Annotated in this window: 18 protein-coding genes; 9 read left to right on the forward strand and 9 right to left on the reverse strand. The window is 63.9% G+C overall.

Annotated features, from left to right (window positions below):
* The first annotated feature begins 47 nt into the window (after positions 1–47).
* A complete protein-coding gene (locus tag IVA79_RS11110) occupies positions 48–773 on the forward strand; it encodes a GGDEF domain-containing protein (RefSeq protein WP_247552766.1) in 726 nt (241 codons plus the stop codon).
* Between the two features lie 3 nt (positions 774–776).
* On the opposite strand, the gene IVA79_RS11115 is transcribed toward IVA79_RS11110, so the two are convergent.
* From IVA79_RS11115 to IVA79_RS11125, 3 genes are all read right to left on the reverse strand, one after another.
* Positions 777–1,028, reverse strand: a complete 252-nt coding sequence (locus IVA79_RS11115; protein ID WP_247322107.1) for a hypothetical protein — start codon at positions 1,026–1,028, stop codon at positions 777–779.
* 22 nt (positions 1,029–1,050) lie between these two features.
* Complete coding sequence (locus IVA79_RS11120; protein ID WP_247552768.1) at positions 1,051–1,263, reverse strand: hypothetical protein; 213 nt, start codon at positions 1,261–1,263, stop codon at positions 1,051–1,053.
* 123 nt (positions 1,264–1,386) lie between these two features.
* Positions 1,387–1,593 (reverse strand): DUF465 domain-containing protein, encoded by a 207-nt coding sequence (locus IVA79_RS11125; protein ID WP_148771963.1) that lies wholly within the window; start codon positions 1,591–1,593, stop codon positions 1,387–1,389.
* A gap of 333 nt (positions 1,594–1,926) precedes the next feature.
* On the opposite strand from IVA79_RS11125, the gene IVA79_RS11130 reads away from it, so the two are divergent.
* Positions 1,927–2,106, forward strand: coding sequence for a DUF465 domain-containing protein (locus IVA79_RS11130; protein ID WP_247552770.1), 180 nt, complete (start codon positions 1,927–1,929; stop codon positions 2,104–2,106).
* A gap of 108 nt (positions 2,107–2,214) precedes the next feature.
* Here the strand turns inward: IVA79_RS11130 and IVA79_RS11135 are convergent, their stop codons facing one another.
* Positions 2,215–3,318, reverse strand: a complete 1,104-nt coding sequence (locus IVA79_RS11135) for an NAD(P)/FAD-dependent oxidoreductase (RefSeq protein WP_247552772.1) — start codon at positions 3,316–3,318, stop codon at positions 2,215–2,217.
* 202 nt (positions 3,319–3,520) lie between these two features.
* Here IVA79_RS11135 and IVA79_RS11140 point away from each other — a divergent pair, with 202 nt between their 5' ends.
* The 5 genes from IVA79_RS11140 to IVA79_RS11160 all read left to right on the forward strand — a co-directional run bounded on the left by IVA79_RS11140 (position 3,521) and on the right by IVA79_RS11160 (position 10,776).
* Complete coding sequence (locus tag IVA79_RS11140; RefSeq protein WP_247552774.1) at positions 3,521–6,208, forward strand: EAL domain-containing protein; 2,688 nt, start codon at positions 3,521–3,523, stop codon at positions 6,206–6,208.
* Positions 6,209–6,347: 139 nt separating this feature from the next.
* Positions 6,348–7,826, forward strand: coding sequence for a glycerol-3-phosphate dehydrogenase (locus IVA79_RS11145; RefSeq protein WP_247552776.1), 1,479 nt, complete (start codon positions 6,348–6,350; stop codon positions 7,824–7,826).
* Positions 7,827–7,878: 52 nt separating this feature from the next.
* Positions 7,879–9,048 (forward strand): ABC transporter ATP-binding protein, encoded by a 1,170-nt coding sequence (locus IVA79_RS11150; RefSeq protein ID WP_247552778.1) that lies wholly within the window; start codon positions 7,879–7,881, stop codon positions 9,046–9,048.
* The gene (locus IVA79_RS11155) at positions 9,045–9,959 is read left to right on the forward strand and encodes an ABC transporter permease (protein WP_247552780.1); all 915 of its coding nucleotides are present in this window, start codon (positions 9,045–9,047) and stop codon (positions 9,957–9,959) included. The genes IVA79_RS11150 and IVA79_RS11155 overlap by 4 nt, the downstream gene beginning before the upstream one ends.
* 4 nt (positions 9,960–9,963) lie before the next feature.
* Positions 9,964–10,776 (forward strand): ABC transporter permease subunit, encoded by an 813-nt coding sequence (locus IVA79_RS11160; protein ID WP_247552782.1) that lies wholly within the window; start codon positions 9,964–9,966, stop codon positions 10,774–10,776.
* Here IVA79_RS11160 and IVA79_RS11165 read toward each other — a convergent pair.
* The 5 genes from IVA79_RS11165 to IVA79_RS11185 all read right to left on the reverse strand — a co-directional run bounded on the left by IVA79_RS11165 (position 10,715) and on the right by IVA79_RS11185 (position 16,193).
* A complete protein-coding gene (locus IVA79_RS11165; RefSeq protein ID WP_247552783.1) occupies positions 10,715–11,701 on the reverse strand; it encodes a hypothetical protein in 987 nt (328 codons plus the stop codon). The two genes, IVA79_RS11160 and IVA79_RS11165, sit on opposite strands and share 62 nt — an antisense overlap.
* Positions 11,702–11,815: 114 nt before the next feature.
* A complete protein-coding gene (locus tag IVA79_RS11170) occupies positions 11,816–12,667 on the reverse strand; it encodes a carbohydrate ABC transporter permease (protein ID WP_247552785.1) in 852 nt (283 codons plus the stop codon).
* A complete protein-coding gene (locus IVA79_RS11175) occupies positions 12,664–13,536 on the reverse strand; it encodes a sugar ABC transporter permease (RefSeq protein WP_247552788.1) in 873 nt (290 codons plus the stop codon). Before IVA79_RS11175 ends, IVA79_RS11170 begins: the two co-directional genes overlap by 4 nt.
* A gap of 95 nt (positions 13,537–13,631) precedes the next feature.
* Positions 13,632–15,017 carry an ABC transporter substrate-binding protein gene (locus IVA79_RS11180; RefSeq protein ID WP_247552791.1) on the reverse strand — a complete coding sequence of 462 codons (1,386 nt, stop codon included), beginning with the start codon at positions 15,015–15,017 and terminating at the stop codon, positions 13,632–13,634.
* 195 nt (positions 15,018–15,212) lie between these two features.
* Entirely contained in the window at positions 15,213–16,193 is a 981-nt protein-coding gene (locus IVA79_RS11185; RefSeq protein ID WP_247552793.1) for a LysR family transcriptional regulator, read from the reverse strand.
* A 118-nt stretch (positions 16,194–16,311) separates the two neighbouring features.
* Between IVA79_RS11185 and IVA79_RS11190 the strand changes: the two genes are divergently transcribed.
* Together IVA79_RS11190 and dctA are read left to right on the forward strand one after the other, a co-directional pair.
* Positions 16,312–17,385 (forward strand): 4-oxalomesaconate tautomerase, encoded by a 1,074-nt coding sequence (locus IVA79_RS11190; protein ID WP_247552795.1) that lies wholly within the window; start codon positions 16,312–16,314, stop codon positions 17,383–17,385.
* 54 nt (positions 17,386–17,439) lie between these two features.
* On the forward strand, positions 17,440–18,825 hold the full coding sequence (gene dctA / locus IVA79_RS11195; RefSeq protein ID WP_247552797.1) for a C4-dicarboxylate transporter DctA: 1,386 nt from the start codon (positions 17,440–17,442) through the stop codon (positions 18,823–18,825).
* Positions 18,826–18,832: the final 7 nt, after the last annotated feature.

Below are 18,832 nucleotides of genomic sequence, written 5' to 3' on the forward strand. Positions count from 1 at the left end.
ATCCTGTCTTGGTGAATCCCCGCAAGCCTTCATTGAGCAGGATGCCCATGAAGAAACTGAAAAGGGCGAGCGCTGCGAAGGCCAAAAAGGGCCGGAAGACCAGCGCCGGCCGATCCAAAGCCACCCCAAAGCGACTGACCAAGCGTCCGGCGAAGCCGCCGGCGCCCGGCGCGTCGGGCGATGATGGAGCCAGGGATGGCGTAAGGGCGACGATCCGGGGCTTGCGGACCAAGCTCAAGGCGGCACAGCGCCGGGTCGCGGAACTGGAAGCTGCGGCCGACACCGATTTCCTGCTCGAGATTCCCAACCGGCGCGGCTTCGAGCGCGAGCTCGCGCGCGCCGTCGCCTACATGAAGCGCTACCGCGCCAGCGGGGCGCTGATCGTGCTCGACGTCGATCGGTTGAAGCCGATCAACGATTCATTCGGTCATGGCGCCGGCGACGAGGTGCTCAAGGCGATTGCCGCCACGCTGACGCGGCAGGTCCGTGCCTCCGATGTGGTCGGCCGGCTCGGGGGCGACGAGTTCGCGCTGCTGCTCTGGAATCTCAGCGAGACCGACGCCAAGGCGAAGGCGGCCGCCTTTGAGCAGGCGGTCGACGAATTGTCCTTTGTCTTTCGCGGCCAGCACGTGACTGCGGGCGCCTCCGCAGGGGTCGCGCTGCTGGGGGCGCAGTCCGACGCAAGCCGCGCCCTGGAGGAGGCGGATGCCGCCATGTATGTGCGCAAGGCACACCGGCGGCACGAGCCGCGGATCAGGCTGGTCAGCAGCTGACTTCTACAGCGTGGCGAGATCTTCGGGCACGTTGCCGAATTTGCGCAACAGCGTGGCGTCGCCGAATTCGCCGGTCATGGGATCACCGCTGCGGCTGAAGGCGACCGCGCCGATATGGCCTGCACCCCGCGACAAGAGTTCGGCGCGCCGCAACGCGGCCGTCGAACTCTGGCATTCTTCCGCTGCGCCCGCGACAGGCGAGCCGTCGGCATCGATCAAAAAGGGCATTGCAACGTAATAGGTCACGTCCGACATGGCGTTGCTCCAATACTAAAACTCAGGCGGCGCTGCTCCGCATCTTGCTGCGTGAAGTCTCCGGAATGCAGCCGGCGGAAATCGCCGCCTGCAATTCCTCCAGCTCGGCTTCCAGATATTCGTTGGCCATGATCAGCGCCTTGATGGTGCTGCGCAGATTGCCGTCGCACATTGCGATCGCCTGATCGCAGGCCTGTTCATAATGGCTGTTGTCGAGAAGGGCGGTTGGCGACATCTGCGTTGTCCTGTTGTCCTTGGGCGTTTCCTGGGGGCGTTGGGGTGCTCAAATGTTCCTATTTTGTTCTTTTCGAGTCAAGCGGATTCATGTGGCGATCCACTGCACGAAGTGGCGCACGGATCAGGCGATGATGTCCGGGGTAATCTGGTCTTCGATGAACGCGATGCGGTCCCGCAACAACAGCTTGCGCTTCTTCAACCGCTGTAGTCGCAACAGGTCGGGGGCGGGCGATTGATGCAGTGCATCGATCGCCGCATCGAGATCTCGGTGTTCCTGCTGCAACCGGGTGAGCTCGGTTTCGAGCTCACGCTCGTCTTCATTGGTCATGTCTGCGGTGGCCGAAAACCGATAGGCGTGAGACTTAAGGCTGTGGATGCCCTGTGGAAATTATCGTCCTTGCGCGGCGTGATCGCAAGCGATCTGCAACCTTCGCTCGCCGATCTCCCGCAAGATATTTCTGCGGGGTGCTTATAGGTGCCGCGCAAGCGCATTGATATCATGGATTTTTCCCTGTGCGGTTCCTTTACTCACGCTTCGTTACATATGAATTTTCAAAAATGAAGCTGCGACGACGGATACCCATCGACAGAACGAATCGGTGATGTAGACTTCGGTGTCCGGATCGAATCCTGAGGTTCAACCCTACCGAGGAGGTTTCGAATGACAATTCAGGCACATCTCGTTGAATTGGAGCGGAAGCACAAACTTCTCGAAAACGAATTGCACGAAGCTCTCGTGCACCTTTCAACAGACGACCTGCAAATTGTTGAGTTGAAGCGCCGGAAGTTGATGGTCAAGGACCAGATCGAGCGTCTCAGGCAAGGCGACACGCTCCACTAGTAACCCCCGTAACAGCGTAGAGTTGATCGTACCCTATCCCGCAGGGATGAGTGCCTTTGCGCTCATCCCTGCGGCAGGGTGCGTACCGTGCAAAGATGTTTGCGCGATTTAGCTGCTTGCGAGCTCGGCGACGTGATCGGCGATCGCGAGCGACGACGTCAGTCCCGGGGATTCGATACCGAACAGGTTGACCAGCCCTGCGACGCCGTGATCGCGCGGGCCTTGCATCAGGAAGTCCTGCGTCGCCACCGCGGGCGGCACGATCTTCGGCCGGATTCCCGAATAGCTCGGCATCAATGCGCCGTCCGGCAGTGTCGGCCAGTATTTGCGGATCGCCGGATAGAAGCGCTCGGCGCGTGACGGATCGACCTCGTAATTGATCGTCTCGATCCACTCGACGTCGGGGCCGAAGCGCGCTTGTCCCGCCATGTCCAGCGTCAGGTGCACCCCTAAGCCGCCGGGCTCGGGCACCGGGTAGATCAGGCGCGAGAACGGCGCCTTGGCATTGCAGCTGAAGTAATTTCCCTTGGCGAGATAGGCCGGCGGAATCCGCTCCAGCGGCATGCCCTCGATGTTGCGGGCCACATGCGTCGCCGACAGCCCCGCGGCGTTGACGAGGAGGCTGCATTGCAGCGTCATCGGCGCCTCGCCGCCGGCCTCGATTTCGATGAGGCCGTTCGCCGCCTTGGCGCGGATCAGCGGGGTATGAAACGCGAAGGCCGCGCCCGATGCCTCGGCTTCGCCGCGCAGCGAAAGCATGTAGGCGTGGCTGTCGATGATGCCCGTTGATGGCGACAGCAGCGCGGCGTCGCAGGCGAGCGCCGGCTCCAGCGCGCGTGCCGCCTCGCCCGTGAGCAGCTGCATGTCGAGCACGCCATTGGCCTCGGCATGCGCCTTGATCGATTGCAGCTTCGCGGTCTCCTGCGGGCTGGTCGCGACGATCAGCTTGCCGCAATTGCTGTGCGGGATGCCGCGCTCGGCACAATAGCGGTAGAGCGCGTGCTTGCCGTCGACGCACATGCGCGCCATCCAGCTCCCGGCCCGGTAGTAGATGCCGGCATGGATCACCTCACTGTTGCGCGAGGAGGTGATGGTGCCGATCGCCTCGGCCTCCTCGAGCACGATGACTTCGCGCCCGGCCTGCGCCAGCTTTCGGGCCACCGCGAGCCCGACCACGCCGGCTCCGATGACAACGCAATCGACCCTATCCATGGTTGTGCAGGATGTCCGCTGGAAGCGCCGGTGGCATCAGGCCTGGGAAGAGCGGCGCGGGGCCATTTTCCGTTAAGGAAGAATTTATCATGTCAGGCCAATTGGCGTATTTTACGTCACATTTTTCTGTTGCGCGTACAGGCGTTTACCCGATCCAAACGCGTGAAGCCAGACAATCCGACGTTGAAATCGCGGGTGGCTGATGGCTGAGAAGAACTGGCACGTGGGCAGCACGCTTCTGATTGCTGTGCAGGCCGTTGTGTGCCTGGCCGGCACGGTTGCGCCCGCGCGCGCCTTTGCGCTGTCGGACAGCCTCGCCGCGCCGAGCTATCTCGGCCAGCTGGATCCCAACGTGGTCTGGGAAGTCCTGATCGCGGGCATCGTCGTCTGCGCGTTCCTCGCCGCGATCGTGCTGTGGATCCATTCCTCGCTGCGCCGGACCAGGCGTTTGCAGTTGCGGCGCAACGCCTTCGTCTCCTCCGCCATGAACAATCTCAATCAGGGCGTAGTGATGACGGATGCGCAGCGACGCGTCATCTTCTGCAATGACCGCTATCTCGAGATCTACGGGCTGACCCGCTCGGAAGTCTGGGCCAACATGAGCGGCCATGAGCTCCTCGAACTGCGACGCAAGCGCGGCGTGCTCGGCGTCGCCTCCGACGACGAGTTCTACGAGAAGGCGGCCAGCACCAACGGTCTGATCACGGAACTGCCGGACGGACGGGCCATCCTGGTGAAATATTTCGTGCTGCCGAACGGCGGCTCGGTGGCGACGCATCTCGACGTCAGCGAGCAGCGCCGGCTGTCGCGACAGCTCGCCTCGACCAAGCAGTTCCTCGAAACGGTGCTGGACAATGTGCCGGCCTGCGTGGCCGCGAAGAACATCGAGGACGGCCGCTATATCTTCGCCAACACCGCCTATGAGCGGTTCTGGGGGTTTTCGCGCGATCATGTCGTGGGCAAGAATGCGCGCGAGCTGTTCGCGTCCGTCTCGGCGGCCACCATCGAGGCGACCGACCAGGCGGCGCTCAATTCACCGGACGGCCAGTTCCGCAACGAATTCGAGGTCGATCGTGGCGGCGAGCGGCGCATGGTCGCCTCGGTCCGGATCGTGGTCCGCAACGAGAGCAACAAGCCCGAATTCCTGATGCTGGTGTTCGAGGACATCACGGACCGCCGCTCGCTGTCGAAGGAACTGGAGAGCGCCAAGAAGTTCCTCGATCTGGTGGTCGACAACATCCCGGTGGCGCTGATCGTCGAGCAGGTCAAGGACGGCCGCTATCTGCTCGCCAATCGCAGCGCGGAGACGATCCTCAACCGCCGGCGCGAGGAGGCCACGGGCCTCACCGCGTCCGACATCTTCAATCCCAAGGAAGCCAAGCTGATCGTCGCGCGCGACGAGGCCGCGATCAAGAAACGCGGGATGATCACCGAGGAGCATCCGATCTCCACCAAGGACGGCCTGCGGCTGTTCCTGACCCGCCGCGCTACCGTGCTGAGCGATGCCGGCGAGCCGCAATATCTGATCAAGACCCACGAAGACGTCACCGACCGCCGGCAGACCGAGTCGCGCATGGCGCACATGGCCTATCACGACGGCCTCACCGATTTGCCGAACCGCGCCGCCTTCCTTCAAGCGCTGACCCAGATGATCGAGGCCTGCGAAGGCACCAGCGAGGAGTTCGCCGTCCTCTGTGTCGACCTCGACGGCCTCAAGGAGGTCAACGACGTCTTCGGCCATGCGCTCGGCGACAAGCTCCTGATCGAGGTGGCCCAGCGGCTTCAGGATTCCGCCCGCGGCGGCGTGGTCGCGCGCCTGTCCGGCGACGAATTCGGCCTCATCATCGACGGCAAGCAGCCGGACGCGGGCCTCGCGCTGGCCCAGCAGCTCGGCGAAGCCGTCGCGAGGGAATTCCAGATCGACGGTCGGGCTGTCCGCGCCGGCGTCACCACCGGCATGGCGGTCTTCCCGCACAATGGCAGCGACGGCGCCTCGCTGCTCGCCAATGCCGGTGCGGCGCTGTTCCGCGCCAAGCAGAAGTCCCGCGGCACGATCAGCCTCTACCAGCCCGAGATGGACCAGCAGATCCGCGATCGCCGCGTGCTGCACCAGGATCTGTCGATGGCGATCAAGAACGGCGAGCTCTCGCTCGCCTTTCAGCCGCAAGGCGCCGCCGGCCAAAGCGTCGCCGAGAGCGAGATCATCGGCTTCGAGGCGCTGGCGCGCTGGCAGCATCCGGTGCGCGGCCAGGTCTCGCCGGCCGAATTCATCCCAATCGCCGAAGAGAGCGGCCTGATCGTCGAGATGGGCGAGTGGATCCTGCGCGAGGCCTGCCGCGAGGCGGCGTCCTGGCCGAAGCCGCTCCAGGTCGCGGTCAACCTGTCGCCGGCGCAGTTCATGCACGGCGACGTGGTTGGCCTCGTCCATTCGATCCTGATCGAGACCGGCCTTGCACCCGGCCGGCTCGAGCTCGAGATCACCGAGGGCGTGCTGATCGAAGATTTCGACCGGGGCCTGGCGCTGCTGCGCCGCCTGAAGGCGCTCGGCGTGCGGATTTCCATGGACGATTTCGGCAGCGGCTACTCCTCGCTGAGCTATCTCCAGGCGTTCCCGTTCGACAAGATCAAGATCGACCGCACCTTCATCATCAATCTCGGCCGCAACCCGCAATCGGCGGCGATCGTTCGCGCGGTGATCGATCTCGGCCACGGCCTCGACATGTCGATCATCGCCGAGGGCGTCGAGACGATCGAACAACTCGCCTTCCTGGCCAAGGAGGGCTGTGACGGCGTGCAGGGTTATCTGCTCGGCAAGCCCTCGCCGATCGGGAAATATGCCGGCCTCGTCGGCCGCGCCGAAGTCATGGAGCTAGCGCTGAAGACCGGCTAGAAGCGTTTTCGAGCGAAGTGGATACCGGTTCGCGTCAAGAAAACGTGTCAAAACAAGAATCTAGAGCCCCGTTCCGATTTCATCGGAACGGAAATGGCTCTAGTGATGATGGGGCGCTTCGCTCCTTCTCGACGGCTTCATGGCGGACTACGACCTTGCGATCATCGGCGGCGGTCTGAACGGTGTCAGCCTTGCGCGCGATGCGGCGGGCCGCGGCCTGCGGGTTATCCTGTTCGAGCAGGGCGATCTCGGCGGCGCGGCGTCGTCGGCGACCCCGCGTCTGATCCACGGCGATCTGTCAGTGCTGGAACGTCGCGGCTTCCGGCGGGTGCGCCGGGCGTTGGCGGAGCGCCGGATCTGGCTCGCCATCGCGCCGCATCTGGTCCGGCCGATGCGCTTCGTGATCCCCGCGCATTCCGAGGAACGTCCGCCATGGCTGCTGCGTGCCGGCCTGTTCCTCTATGACAGCCTCGCCAGCCGGAGCGGGCTGCCTGGATCGGCGACGCTCGACATCACCCATCATCCGGTCGGCAACGCGCTCAAGCGCCCGTTCGGCACGGCCTTCGAATATTCGGACTGCGTCGTCGACGATTCCCGCCTGGTGGTGCTCACCGCGCTCGACGCCGTCGAACGCGGCGCGGCGATCCGGACCGGGGCGCGCTGCGTGCGCGCCGATCGAACCGATACCTGGCGGCTCGCGGTGGTCGATCGCGGCCATCGCCGCACCATCACGGCCCGGGCGCTGGCCAACACCACCGGGGCGTGGGCGCCGATGGTCGCGGAGACCGTGCTGCGGCAGCCGCAGCCCACTGTCGCGGCCATGCAGATGAGCCAGATCGTCGTGCCCAAGCTGTTCGATTCAGACAACGTCTACGTCTTCCAGAACAGCGATGGCCGACTGATCTTCGCATCCCCCTTCGAGCGCGACTTCACCCTGATCGGCACGGTCACGCATGATTTCACCGGCGATCCTGCAATCGTCGCGATGCGAGGGGCTGATGTGAGTTATCTCTGCGAGGCGGCCAGCCGCTATTTCCGTGAGCGCGTCGCCCCGACCGATGTGGTCCGGACGGTCTCCGGCGTCAATCTGGCACCCGCGTCCGCTCGCCGGGGTGACGGCACGACCCTGTTCCATGCGCGCCGGCGCAAAGCGCCGTTGCTCACGATGTTCGGCGGCGACGTCACCACCTCGCGTCTGCGCGCCGAGCGGGCGGTGACGAAGCTGACGCCGTTCTATCCGATGTCGCCGCCTTGGACCGCCGGCGCAACGCTGCCCGGCGGCGATTTCGCCTGGGACCGCTTCGACACGGAGGTCGACCTTGCGCGCGACCGCTGGCGGTTTCTTGGGGAGACGGAGGCCCAGCGGCTGGTCGCGGCCTATGGCTCGCGCGTGTCGGTGGTGTTCGGCGAGGCGAAGACGCGCGAAGAACTCGGCCCAGCCTTCGGCCCCGAACTGACCGGTGCCGAGGTGCGCTATCTCATGACCTGCGAATGGGCGCGTTTTCCGGATGATGTCCTGTGGCGTCGTTCCAAGCTGGGCCTGACGATGCCGGCGGCGGATCGCGACGCGCTGGCGGTATTCATGGCAAGTGTGAACGATCCATCCCGAACCTGTTGAGCAAAGCCTGATCGGCCGCTAGCGTGCGGCGGAATCGGGGTTGGCAGGGAACATGACCGACGTATTGCCCAAAACGCACGCCGCAACAGGTGCGGCCGATGGAGACCCGGCCGCCGCCGGCCAGCCGTTGCTGCGCATCGAGGGCGTTGCCAAGACCTTTGGGACGTTCCGCGCCGTGGACGGCGTCTCGCTCGACATCAAGGCCGGCGAGTTCTTCGCGCTGCTGGGCCCGAGCGGCTGCGGCAAGACCACGCTGCTCCGCATGCTCGCCGGCTTCGAGGCGCCGGACGAGGGGCGCATTTTGCTCGGCGGCAAGGACATCGCGAGTACGATGCCGCATGAGCGCCCGATCAACATGATGTTCCAGAACTACGCGCTGTTTCCGCATCTGTCGGTGCGCGACAACATCGCCTTCGGCCTGAAGCGCGCAGGTATGGCGCGCGCTGATATCGCCACGCGTGTTGCGGAGATGGTTGCGCTGGTGAAGCTCGACGGGCTGGAGAAGCGCAAGCCGGACCAGCTCTCCGGCGGCCAGCGCCAGCGCGTCGCGCTCGCGCGCGCATTGGCGCGTCGGCCGCAGCTCCTGCTGCTCGACGAGCCGCTCGCGGCGCTCGATAAGAAGCTGCGCGAGAGCACGCAAGCCGAGCTGATGGAGCTGCAGCGCCGGCTCGGCATGACCTTCATCATCGTCACCCACGACCAGGAGGAGGCGATGACGATGGCGAGCCGGATCGGCGTGATGAAATCAGGCAAGCTGGCCCAGGTCGCGAGCCCGCGCGAACTTTACGAGGGGCCGCGCTCGCGCTGGATCGCCGAGTTCGTCGGCGACGTCAATGTGTTCGACGGCGAGTTCAAGCTGCGTGACGGTCATCGCCTGGTGATTGCCACGCGTGAAGCGGGCACGCTGGTGACGGCCGAGCCGCGCGAGCCGGTCGGCGAGACGAGATTGTCGGTCGCGATCCGGCCCGAGAAGGTCAAGCTGTCGCGTCGCGCCCCGGTGTCCGAGGCCGGCCGTGAAACGGCGATCAACAGTCTGGACGGCGTGATCGCCGACATCTGCTATCTCGGCGGCACCACCACGTACAGGGTGAAGCTCGACACCGGTGGAACGGTGCAAGCTTCAGTCGTCAACAGCGCGCGTCTCGACGTCGACGCCTACAGCGTGAACCAGAACGTGGTCGCATGGTTCACCCCCGACGATTGCGTGGTGCTGCAATCATGAGCTCCCGCCGCATCTTCGCGCGGCCGGCGCGCTTTGCTGCCATAACACCCTATGTCTGGATGGTGCTGTTCTTCCTGGTGCCGTTCGCCTTCGTGCTGAAGATCAGCCTGTCGCAGACCGCGATCGCGCAGCCGCCCTACGATCCGGTGTTCGACCTGACGGCGGGATGGGAGACGCTGAAGACGGCGCTTGCCGCGTTGTCGATCGACAATTTCAGGCTGCTGATCTCCGACGACATCTACGTGTTCGCTTACGTGCGCAGCCTCACCGTCGCCGTCACGGCGACTGCGCTGTTGCTCCTGATCGGCTATCCCATCGCCTATGGCATGGCGCGGCTGCCGAAGAGTTGGCAGGCGGTGGCGATGGTGCTGGTGATCGTGCCGTTCTGGACCTCGTTCCTGATCCGCATCTATGCCTGGATCAACATCCTCCAGCACGACGGCCTGCTCAACCAGATCCTGCTTACGCTGCATCTGGTCAGCCAACCCGTAGTGTGGCTCTCCACCGACAGCGCGATGTATATCGGCATCGTCTATTCCTATCTGCCGTTCATGATCCTGCCGCTCTATGCCACGCTCGCCAAGATGGAGCCGGCGCTGGAGGAGGCCGCCGGTGATCTCGGCGCGCCGCCCTGGCAGGTGTTCTGGCTCGTCACCTTCCCATTGTCGCTGCCCGGCGTCGGTGCCGGCGTGCTCCTGTGTTTCATCCCGATCGTCGGTGAGTTCGTCATCCCGGACCTTCTGGCCGGCTCCAATTCGCTGATGATCGGCCAGACGCTCTGGCTCGAATTCTTCACCAACAAGGACTGGCCGGTCGCGTCCGCGGCGGCCATCGTGCTGCTGGTGGTGTTGCTGGCGCCGCTGTTGCTGTATGAGCGGCTGCAGAAGCGGCAGCTGGAACAGGGGCGCTGAGACGATGCGCAAGCTCTCCCGTCTCTCCCGCTTCAACATCGCCGCGCTCACGCTCGGGCTGGCGTTCCTTTACCTGCCGATCCTCATCCTCGTCATCTATTCCTTCAACGCCTCGCGGCTGGTGACGGTGTGGGGCGGCTGGTCGCTGCGCTGGTATCACGAGTTCTTCAATGACCGCGCCATGATCGAGGCGGCCTGGATGAGCCTGCGGGTCGCGGTCTCCTCCGCCACCATCGCCACGCTGCTCGGCACGCTCGCGGCGGTCGCGCTGTCGCGCGGCGAGCGGTTTCGCGGCCGGACGCTGTTCTCCGGCATGCTCTATGCGCCGCTGGTGATGCCGGAGGTGATCACGGGATTGTCGCTGCTGCTGTTGTTCGTGGCGCTCAACGCCGAGCGCGGCTTCTGGACCGTGACGATCGCCCATACCACGCTGACGATGTGCTTCGTCGCCGTGGTCGTGCAGTCCCGGCTCGGCTCGCTCGATCGCTCGCTGGAGGAGGCCGCGATGGACCTCGGCTGCGACCCGGTCCGCGCTTTTCTTTCGGTGACGCTGCCGCTGATCGCGCCTGCGATCGTCGCCGGCTGGATGCTGGCCTTCACGCTGTCGCTGGACGATCTCGTGATCGCGAGCTTCACCACCGGCCCCGGCTCAGCCACACTGCCGATCCGGATCTACTCGGAGGTGCGGCTGGGCGTGAAGCCCGAGATCAACGCGATCTGCACGCTGGTGATCGCCCTGATCGCAGGGGTCATCGTCATCGCCTCGCTCGCTTCGAAACTGTCGAGCTCGCAGGGCGAGAGCGCCGCGCCGCTGTAGCCGTCCGCGCCGCGAACCGCGCTCGGGTTGCGTCCTGGACGGCCGCGCCGAGCTGCCGCAGCGCCAGCGCATCGAGTGGAAACTCCAGAAGGATATGGATCAGGCTCAGCGCAAGCAGGAAGGTGAAGCCGAATGCATAGTCGTAGAAATAGAGCGCAGTGGCAGCTGCACTGGCGGCGGCCATCGCCGCCAGCCGCACCTTCGGCACCGCGGTCCAGCGGATCACGTCGGCTTTGATGAACCAGTTGAGGTAGTGATAGGTGTAGACGAACGCGAGCAGGCTGGTCAGCCTTGCGTCGAGGACGAGGCCGGGCACGCCGAACAGCCGGCCGAGGGCCGGGCCGACATTGCCGAAATAGTCCTGTCCGACGCGGGCAAAGCTTGCAACGCGGATTTCGGCGGTTGGCGGCAGCAACAGGATCGTGGCGATGGCGACGAGGTAGGCCACCACCAGCGCAGCCTGCACCCGGCTTCCGGACCGGTAAGCGCCGAGCACCATGAAGATCAGTGTGAACAATGAGACGTGGATCAGGGTCGGAATCAAGATGCCGATGACGGCGAGCGAGGACCCGCTCGAATACATGATCGCGGACAAAGCGATCGCCGCCATGAACAGCAGCATGCTCTCGATCGCCGAATTCGTTGCCGCCAGCATGGCGCACGCGATCAGCGCTGCCCACATCGCAAAACCGAACCACGAGGCGTTGTCGATCAGCGCCGCGACCACGGCCACGATGGCGAGGGCCGCGGCAATCCCGCGATGGGGCAGATAGTAGCTGCGGTCATGCAGCCACGAGATCTCGGTGAAGTAATGCGCCGGACCGAGCACGACATAGGCCAACAGCAGCAGCTCGAACGGAACTAGATAGGCGGCCGCGAGCGCCAGCAGCATCAGGCCGAGATGGATCGCGTCGTTGCTGCGCATGATGCGGGCCCCCGCCATAGGACCCGGAGGTTAGAGCAGGCGTGGACAATCTTCAATTGCCCACGCTGTCACTCAAACATCCCTGCTTGCAGCGCCGCGATGCGTCCTGCAGCGTCAGGACTTCACCGCGCCCGCCGTGAGACCGCCCACCATATAGCGGCGGAAGGCGTAGTAGACTGCGGCCGGCGGCAGCGCGTAGATGAAGCCGGTGGTCATCAGCAGCTCCCAGGGCGAATCGTCGGCGGCGAGGAAGTTGCCGAGCGCGACGGGGAGGGTGATCTCGCGGTCGTTGGAGAGCAGCAGGAACGCGTAGAGATATTCGTTCCAGGCCAGCAGCACCGCATAGGTGCCGATCGCGACCAGCGAGGGCATCATCAGCGGCAGGTAGACCAGGCGGAAGATCTGAAGCGTCGTCGCGCCGTCCATCACGGCGGCCTCGTCCAGCTCGACCGGCAGCTTGTCGGAGGCCTGCTTGAGCACCCAGATCGCGTAGGGGCTGGCGATCGTCACCATGGCCAGGATCAGCGACCAGTGATTGTTGAGCAGGCCGTAATTGCCCATGGTCCGGTACATCGGCACGGCGAGGAACGCCGCCGGGATGAAATAGGTGAAGAGCGCGAGGTTGAGCACCACGCGTCCGCCCGGCACCTTCAGCCGCGAGATCGAAAACGCGGCCGCGGTCGCGATGAACAGCGTCAGCACGCCGACCGATGCCGCGATCACCACCGAATTCCAGAACTGCACGTAGAAATCGCGCAGGAAGTAGTGCTGCTGCTTGAACACGATCTCGAAATTATGCAGCGTCGGATGATCCGGCCACAGCTTGCCCGAGAACGCGTCCTCCTTCGGGGAAATCGCGAACAGGAACATGTGATAGATCGGGATCATCGTCCACAGGAAGACGGGAATGCCGATCAGCAGGAGCCGCGCTTCGGTCCCGACTTCGCGCAAGGAGGGGATCTTCATCGCGACAACCGTTTCATCATGAAGTACACGAGCGGCAGGACGAACGGCATCGCGCAGACGATGGATGCCATTGCCAGCGAGAGCTGGTCGAGCCGGAGATAGCGGATGCCGAGCGTCGACAGCACATGCGTGAGGTCGGCAGGTCCCCCGCCGGTGAGCAGATAGACGCTGTTGAAGTCGCCGAGCGTCCAGATCATCGAGAGCAGCGTGCAAGTGACGTAGAGCGTCTGCATCGACGGCCAGGTGATGTAGCGGAATTTCTGCCACCAGCTCGCGCCGTCGACCTCGGCGGCCTCGAACAGATCATGCGAGATCGCAAGGCGGCCGGTGATCAGGATCAGCGTCCAGAACGGCAGCGACTTCCAGATGTGCACGGCGATCGCCATGCTGAGCGCCACGGTCGGGTCGTTCAGCCAGTTCGGGCCGTCATCGCCGGTGAAGGAGAAGATGAAATGGTTGATCATGCCCCATTCGGGATTGAGCATGAACCGGACCGACAGGATGGTCGGGATCGACGGCACTGCCCAGGGCAGGATGAAGATCACCGAGAGCCATTTGATCCAGGGGCGCTGCACGGCGAAGAAGCCGGACAGAAACAGCGCGATCAGCATCTTGATGTTGATGCCGATGACCAGGAAGATCAGCGTGTTGACCGCGGCCCGCGCGAAGATCGGATCGTTGTAGAGCGCGACATAGTTTGCCGGAGCGCGCGCCAGCCACAGCCCGTAGCAGACGGGATAGACCACGAAGGCCAGGAAAACGAGCAGATAGGGCGCGAGCAGCACGATGCCCCAGACCTGCGCCGGGGTCAGCCGCGACGACAGGGGCGGGCCGGGGATTGCCTGATCGCCAGAGAGCGTGATCGCCATTCTTTTCGGACTCTTCAAAGAGAAGCCGGCCGCGAAACGCGGCCGGTGTTGTTCTTACACCTCTCTCCGCAACGTGGGGAGAGCGGCGGGCTATTTTAACCCGCGACCTGCTTGATGCGGGCGATCAGTTCGTCGACGGCCTTGTCGACCGGAACCTTCTCGCTGACCACGCGGTTCATCGCCTTCGCCCACACGTTCTCGTTGTTGAGGATCGTGAACTTCCAGTTCTTGGTGAAGTCGAACGCCGCGGTGCCGCCCTTGAACTGCGTGTAGACGGCCTTGCGGTGCTTGTCAGCCTGCCAGAACGGGCTTTCCTGGCTTTCCTTCGTCACCGGGAACCAGCGGCCGAGCGCGCCCTCGATATAGGGACGGACGTTCTCTTCCTGGAGCAGGAAGCTGATGAACTGCTTGGCCTCGGCCTTGTTCTTGGCCGCGGTGAACACCAGTCCGGTCTTGACGTCGGAGCGGTAGCGGATGGTCGAACCATCCGGCCCCTTGGGGAAGGACGCCGTGATGATGTCCTGCTCATAGGCCTTCTTGCCGGCCTCGCGCTGCTCTGGCGTCAGCGCCTGGTTCGAGGAATCCTCAAACCACTTCGCCGCGATCGAGATCGTGAAGTTGTGGGTCATCACGATGGTCTTGTTGTGGAAGGCGACGTTGTTGTCGGGATCCTTCCAGGTCGTGGAGGACGGCGGCGTGCAGCCCTTGATGTAGGTGTCGGTGTAGTCCTTCATCGCCTTGATCAGGTTCTCGCGAACCTTGGGATCATCGACCGTGAGCTTGCCGTCATCGTCGACCAGCTTGACGTGATAGGCGTCCATGAAGGTGTAGAACGACTGGAAAGCGTCGGTGGATTCCACGCCCATCGGCTGGCCGACGGCATAGATGCGCTGGCCGGTGGCCTTGCGGATCGCCGGCTGCACCTTGTCGCACCAGAACGTCCAATAGCCGGTCCAGTCGTTCGGGATATCGGCCACCTTGAAGCCGGCCTTCTCCAGCATGTCGTTCCAGATCTGGACGTGCATGCTCTGCTGCTTCAACGGGAAGCCGTAATAGGCTTTCTTCTTGGCGACGTCGTTGTAGAGGATCGACGCATCGAGCGTGTTCTGCACGAACCGGCCCTTGATCGGCTCCATGACGTCGGAGAGATCCTCGAGCTTGCCCTCATAGGCCCACTTGCCCTGCGCCTGGACGTCGTAGGAGTCGGAATAGGCGACATCGGGCACGGTGCCGGCATCGAGCGCGGCGACCGTCTTCGGAATCATGTCCTGGATCGCGTATTGCGACAATTCGACCTTGATGCCGGTCTTGGCTTCGAATTTCTTGATCGTCTCGATCAGTGCGTCGTCTTCGGAGCGATAAAAGCCCTTGCCCCACCAGACCGTGATCGTCTTCTGCTGCGCAAATGCGGGTGCAGCGGCTGCAAACAGCCCGGCCGCAGCGACCGCCAGTGATACTGCGCCAATAACCTTGGATTTCACGTTTTTCTCCCTCAAACGGCCGGTGTTTTTAACCGGTCGTAGAAAACACTAGCGCATGGCCGTCATCCGATCTAGCGGCTTCTTGTCAGACCTATGTCGCGGTTGGCGCGAGGCTGTGGAGATGCGAATTCGCGTATCGATCCAAAGGCCGCATCAATACATGCCAATCAATTCGCCTCGTGGTGTTTGGCCTGATCAGCGTTTCCCTCTGGGGCTGCTCGATGTGGCATTCGGGCTCGTGTCAGCCGATCGCGCGCGTGGCTTGCCTTGCCCGCTGGTCCGAGCAGGCGAGCGCCAGGCTTCGAGCAGCATCTTGAGAAACTGGCTGGCATGAGGGGACAGAGTCGCTCCGCGCCTCCGCACGATGCCGATCGTCCGCGACACTTCCGGCTCGATCAGGCGAATGGTCTGAATGATCGGATGGCCGGCCGCGGGAGTCGCGAGCTTCGGTAGCACGGCGATGCCGAGGCCTGCTTCGACCAGGCCAAGCGAACCGGAGAGGTGAGCCACTTCATAGGACCAGTTCAGCTGCAGGCCGTGTCGCGCCAGCGCATTGTCGATCAGCGCACGATTGCCGCTGTTGCGGCCCACGGTGATGACCCGGTGCGGCACGATCTCCGGCCAGCTGACCTGCTTGCGCAATGCCAGCGGATGGTCATGGCGGCAGGCCAGCACGAAAGGATCCTCGACCAGTTTCTCAAATTCGATTTCGGCGTGCGAAGCACCAATGAAATTGATTCCAAAGTCGACTTCGCCGCGTGCGACCGCTTCCAGGCCCTCATTGGCACCGATGTCCAGAATGCGGACGCGAATGCGCGGATAAGCTTCGGCAAACCGGCCGATCGCGCGCGGCAGGAAGTAGAACACCGCGGTCGGCACCGCCGCCACCGAGACCAGGCCTGAACTTCGCGCGCCGATATCCTGGATGGCGAGCACCGAGGTCTCGAACTCGTCGATGAGGCGGCGCACCTTTGGCAGGAAGTCGCGGCCCGTCATGGTGAGATTGACGTGGCGCGTCGAGCGTTCGAGCAGCGGCGCACCGAGGCCCTCTTCCAGCTTCTGGATGCGCCTGCTGAGCGCGGGCTGTGACAGATTCAGTGCCCGAGCGGTGCGGACGAAGCTTCCCGTCTCCGCCACGGTGATGAAAGCCTTGAGGTCGAGCAGTTCCGCGTTCATGGCTCCTCCAATTATACCGATTTACGAAATAATACCTCGGATATTTGCATTTCACAAAAGAGTTCTGCCGCGGGATTGCTCTGGCCGGCGCGAAGTTGTTGCCGAACGGAACAGCTCCATGAACGATCAGATTGCCATTCCCTGTGTGGTCATGCGCGGAGGTACCTCGCGCGGGCCGTTCTTCCTGGCCCGCGATCTTCCGGCCGACGCGAGGTCGCGTGACGCCGTCCTGCTGTCCGTGATGGGAGGTGGACACGACCTGGGAATCGACGGGATCGGTGGCGGCAATGCCGTCATCAACAAGGTCGCGATCGTTGGACCGGCATCGGTGCCTGGCGCCGACGTCGACTATTTGTTCGCCCAGGTGCGTGTTCGTGAAGGCATCGTCGATACCTCGCCAAATTGCGGAAACATGCTGGCGGCGGTGGGGCCGTTCGCAATCGAGGCTGGCCTCGTCGCCACCACCGCAGATCGCACCCATGTGCGCATCCACAACGTCAACACCGGCAAGCTGATCGACGCGACGGTCGCCACGCCGGGAGGCCGGGTGACCTACGACGGCGAGGCGCAGATCGACGGTGTGCCGGGGACGGCCGCACCCATCGAGCTGTCGTTCCCCAACGCGGCCGGCGCACGCACCGGTCGTCTCCTGCCGACCGGACGAGCCGTCGACAGCATCAAGGGTATCGACGTGACCTGTCTCGACGCGGCGATGCCGGTCATGCTGGTCCGTGCGGCGGATCTGGGATGGAGCGGGCGCGAGGCTCCCTCGGACTTTGCCGACAGCAGCTTCCGCGCGCGCCTCGAGGACTTGCGGATCGAGGCCGGACGCCGGATGGGTTTTCCAAATCCCGCGTCGATGGTGATCCCGAAGCCGGTCCTGATCGCGCCCGCGAGCGGGGCGACGTTGAACGTCAGGTACTTCATGCCGCACGACTGCCATAGCGCGCTGGCGGTGACCGGCGCTGTCGCGATTGCGACTGCATGCGTCACGCCCGGAACGATCGCCGCCGAGATGGTCGGACCGCTGGCACCGCCGGTGCCGATCACGCTCGCTCATCCCTCTGGCCGGCTCGTCGTCAGGCTGGAGCCCGGACCGGTTGCCCGGGTGCTGCGGACAGCCCGGCGAATCTTCGAGGGCCACGTCTTCGCCCGCCGGGCCCACGTGCCTCATTCGGTCCTGGCGGCCTGAGCCACATCGCCTGCGAAGCCACCAAGAAAAATCAAAGCCATGGGAGAAACGTGAATGCAGATGCAAGCATCGGCTGGGTCCACGAGCGGTGAGCCGCGAAAGCCATTCTACCGGATTCTCTACGTCCAGGTGCTGATTGGCCTCGTGCTAGGCGTCCTCACGGGCCATTTCTGGCCTGAATTTGGTGCTGCGCTGAAGCCCTTTGGCGACGGCTTCGTCAAGCTGGTCAAGATGATGATCGCACCGATCGTGTTCTGCACCATCGTCAGCGGCATCAACAGCATCAGCGATTCCCGGGAGGTCGGCCGTACGCTGGTGAAATCCATGGCACTGTTTTACCTGCTGACCGTGCTCGCGCTGCTGGCCGGGCTGGCCGCGGTGTCGCTGATCCAGCCGGGCGTGGGCATGCACGTTTCCGTCAGTACGCTGGATCCGTCGGTGGCTGCGAAATTCACCAAGCAGGCAGGGGTGACCGGATTTGCGGACTTTATGCTGCACATTATTCCGCATTCGTTCTTTGGAGCGTTCGCCGATGGTGAAGTACTGCCGGTCCTGCTGATCTCCATCCTGATCGCTTTTGGCCTCAGTCGTGCCGGCGATAGTGGTGTCGTGGTGACAAAGGCGGTCGCCTCGTTCTCTCACGTGCTGTTCGTGTCCTTCGGCTTCATCATGAAGCTCGCGCCGCTCGGCGCCTTCGGCGCCATGGCGTTCACGGTTGGCCGCTACGGCGTCCGTTCGATTGGCTCGCTCGGACTGTTGATCCTGACATTCTATCTCGCCTGCTCCATCTTCGTGGTGGTCGTGCTTGGCACGCTGGCGCGGCTGAACGGCTTCAGCCTGTGGAAGACCATCCGCTACTTCAGGGAAGAACTGCTGATCGTGCTCGGCACATCGTCCTCGGAGCCCGCGCTGCCGGGTGCGCTGCGCAAGCTGGAGCAGCTCGGATGCCGCAAAGGCGTCTCGGGGCTCGTGCTGCCGATGGGCTATTCCTTCAATCTGGACGGCAGCGCCATCTATCTCACCCTGGCCTCCATCTTCATCGCGCAGGCCTGCGACATTCACCTGTCATGGGGGCAGATCGCGGCGATGCTCGGACTGATGCTGCTGACGTCCAAGGGTGCGGCCGGCGTCACCGGCAGCGGCTTCGTCGCGCTCGTCGCGACGCTCTCCGTGATGCCGGATCTGCCCGTGACGGGCGTCGCCCTGCTCGTCGGCATCGACCGCTTCATGTCGGAGGCGCGGGCGCTGACCAGCATGATCAGCAATTGCGTCGCGTCCATCACCATTTCGCTGTGGGAGAACGCCTGTGACCGCGAGGTGTTGGTCCGTGAACTCGGCCAGGGCAGCACGCCTGCGGTCGCGGCCGCGCCGACGATTGCTGCAGCGCCCCTAGTGCGGGAGGAGAAGAGCTGGATTTCGACGACCCAATCGGCCGCGTGACGCCGCG

Origin of the sequence: Bradyrhizobium sp. 138 (genome assembly GCF_023074075.1) — a bacterium.
GTDB lineage: Bacteria > Pseudomonadota > Alphaproteobacteria > Rhizobiales > Xanthobacteraceae > Bradyrhizobium.

Coding starts and splice junctions, on each gene's coding strand:
- IVA79_RS11110 (WP_247552766.1), top strand. CDS start 48: ATGAAGAAACTGAAAAGGGCGAGCGCTGCGAAGGCCAAAAAGGGCCGG.
- IVA79_RS11115 (WP_247322107.1), bottom strand. CDS start 1,028: ATGTCGGACGTGACCTATTACGTTGCAATGCCCTTTTTGATCGATGCC.
- IVA79_RS11120 (WP_247552768.1), bottom strand. CDS start 1,263: ATGTCGCCAACCGCCCTTCTCGACAACAGCCATTATGAACAGGCCTGC.
- IVA79_RS11125 (WP_148771963.1), bottom strand. CDS start 1,593: ATGACCAATGAAGACGAGCGTGAGCTCGAAACCGAGCTCACCCGGTTG.
- IVA79_RS11130 (WP_247552770.1), top strand. CDS start 1,927: ATGACAATTCAGGCACATCTCGTTGAATTGGAGCGGAAGCACAAACTT.
- IVA79_RS11135 (WP_247552772.1), bottom strand. CDS start 3,318: ATGGATAGGGTCGATTGCGTTGTCATCGGAGCCGGCGTGGTCGGGCTC.
- IVA79_RS11140 (WP_247552774.1), top strand. CDS start 3,521: ATGGCTGAGAAGAACTGGCACGTGGGCAGCACGCTTCTGATTGCTGTG.
- IVA79_RS11145 (WP_247552776.1), top strand. CDS start 6,348: ATGGCGGACTACGACCTTGCGATCATCGGCGGCGGTCTGAACGGTGTC.
- IVA79_RS11150 (WP_247552778.1), top strand. CDS start 7,879: ATGACCGACGTATTGCCCAAAACGCACGCCGCAACAGGTGCGGCCGAT.
- IVA79_RS11155 (WP_247552780.1), top strand. CDS start 9,045: ATGAGCTCCCGCCGCATCTTCGCGCGGCCGGCGCGCTTTGCTGCCATA.
- IVA79_RS11160 (WP_247552782.1), top strand. CDS start 9,964: ATGCGCAAGCTCTCCCGTCTCTCCCGCTTCAACATCGCCGCGCTCACG.
- IVA79_RS11165 (WP_247552783.1), bottom strand. CDS start 11,701: ATGCGCAGCAACGACGCGATCCATCTCGGCCTGATGCTGCTGGCGCTC.
- IVA79_RS11170 (WP_247552785.1), bottom strand. CDS start 12,667: ATGAAGATCCCCTCCTTGCGCGAAGTCGGGACCGAAGCGCGGCTCCTG.
- IVA79_RS11175 (WP_247552788.1), bottom strand. CDS start 13,536: ATGGCGATCACGCTCTCTGGCGATCAGGCAATCCCCGGCCCGCCCCTG.
- IVA79_RS11185 (WP_247552793.1), bottom strand. CDS start 16,193: ATGAACGCGGAACTGCTCGACCTCAAGGCTTTCATCACCGTGGCGGAG.
- IVA79_RS11190 (WP_247552795.1), top strand. CDS start 16,312: ATGAACGATCAGATTGCCATTCCCTGTGTGGTCATGCGCGGAGGTACC.
- dctA (WP_247552797.1), top strand. CDS start 17,440: ATGCAGATGCAAGCATCGGCTGGGTCCACGAGCGGTGAGCCGCGAAAG.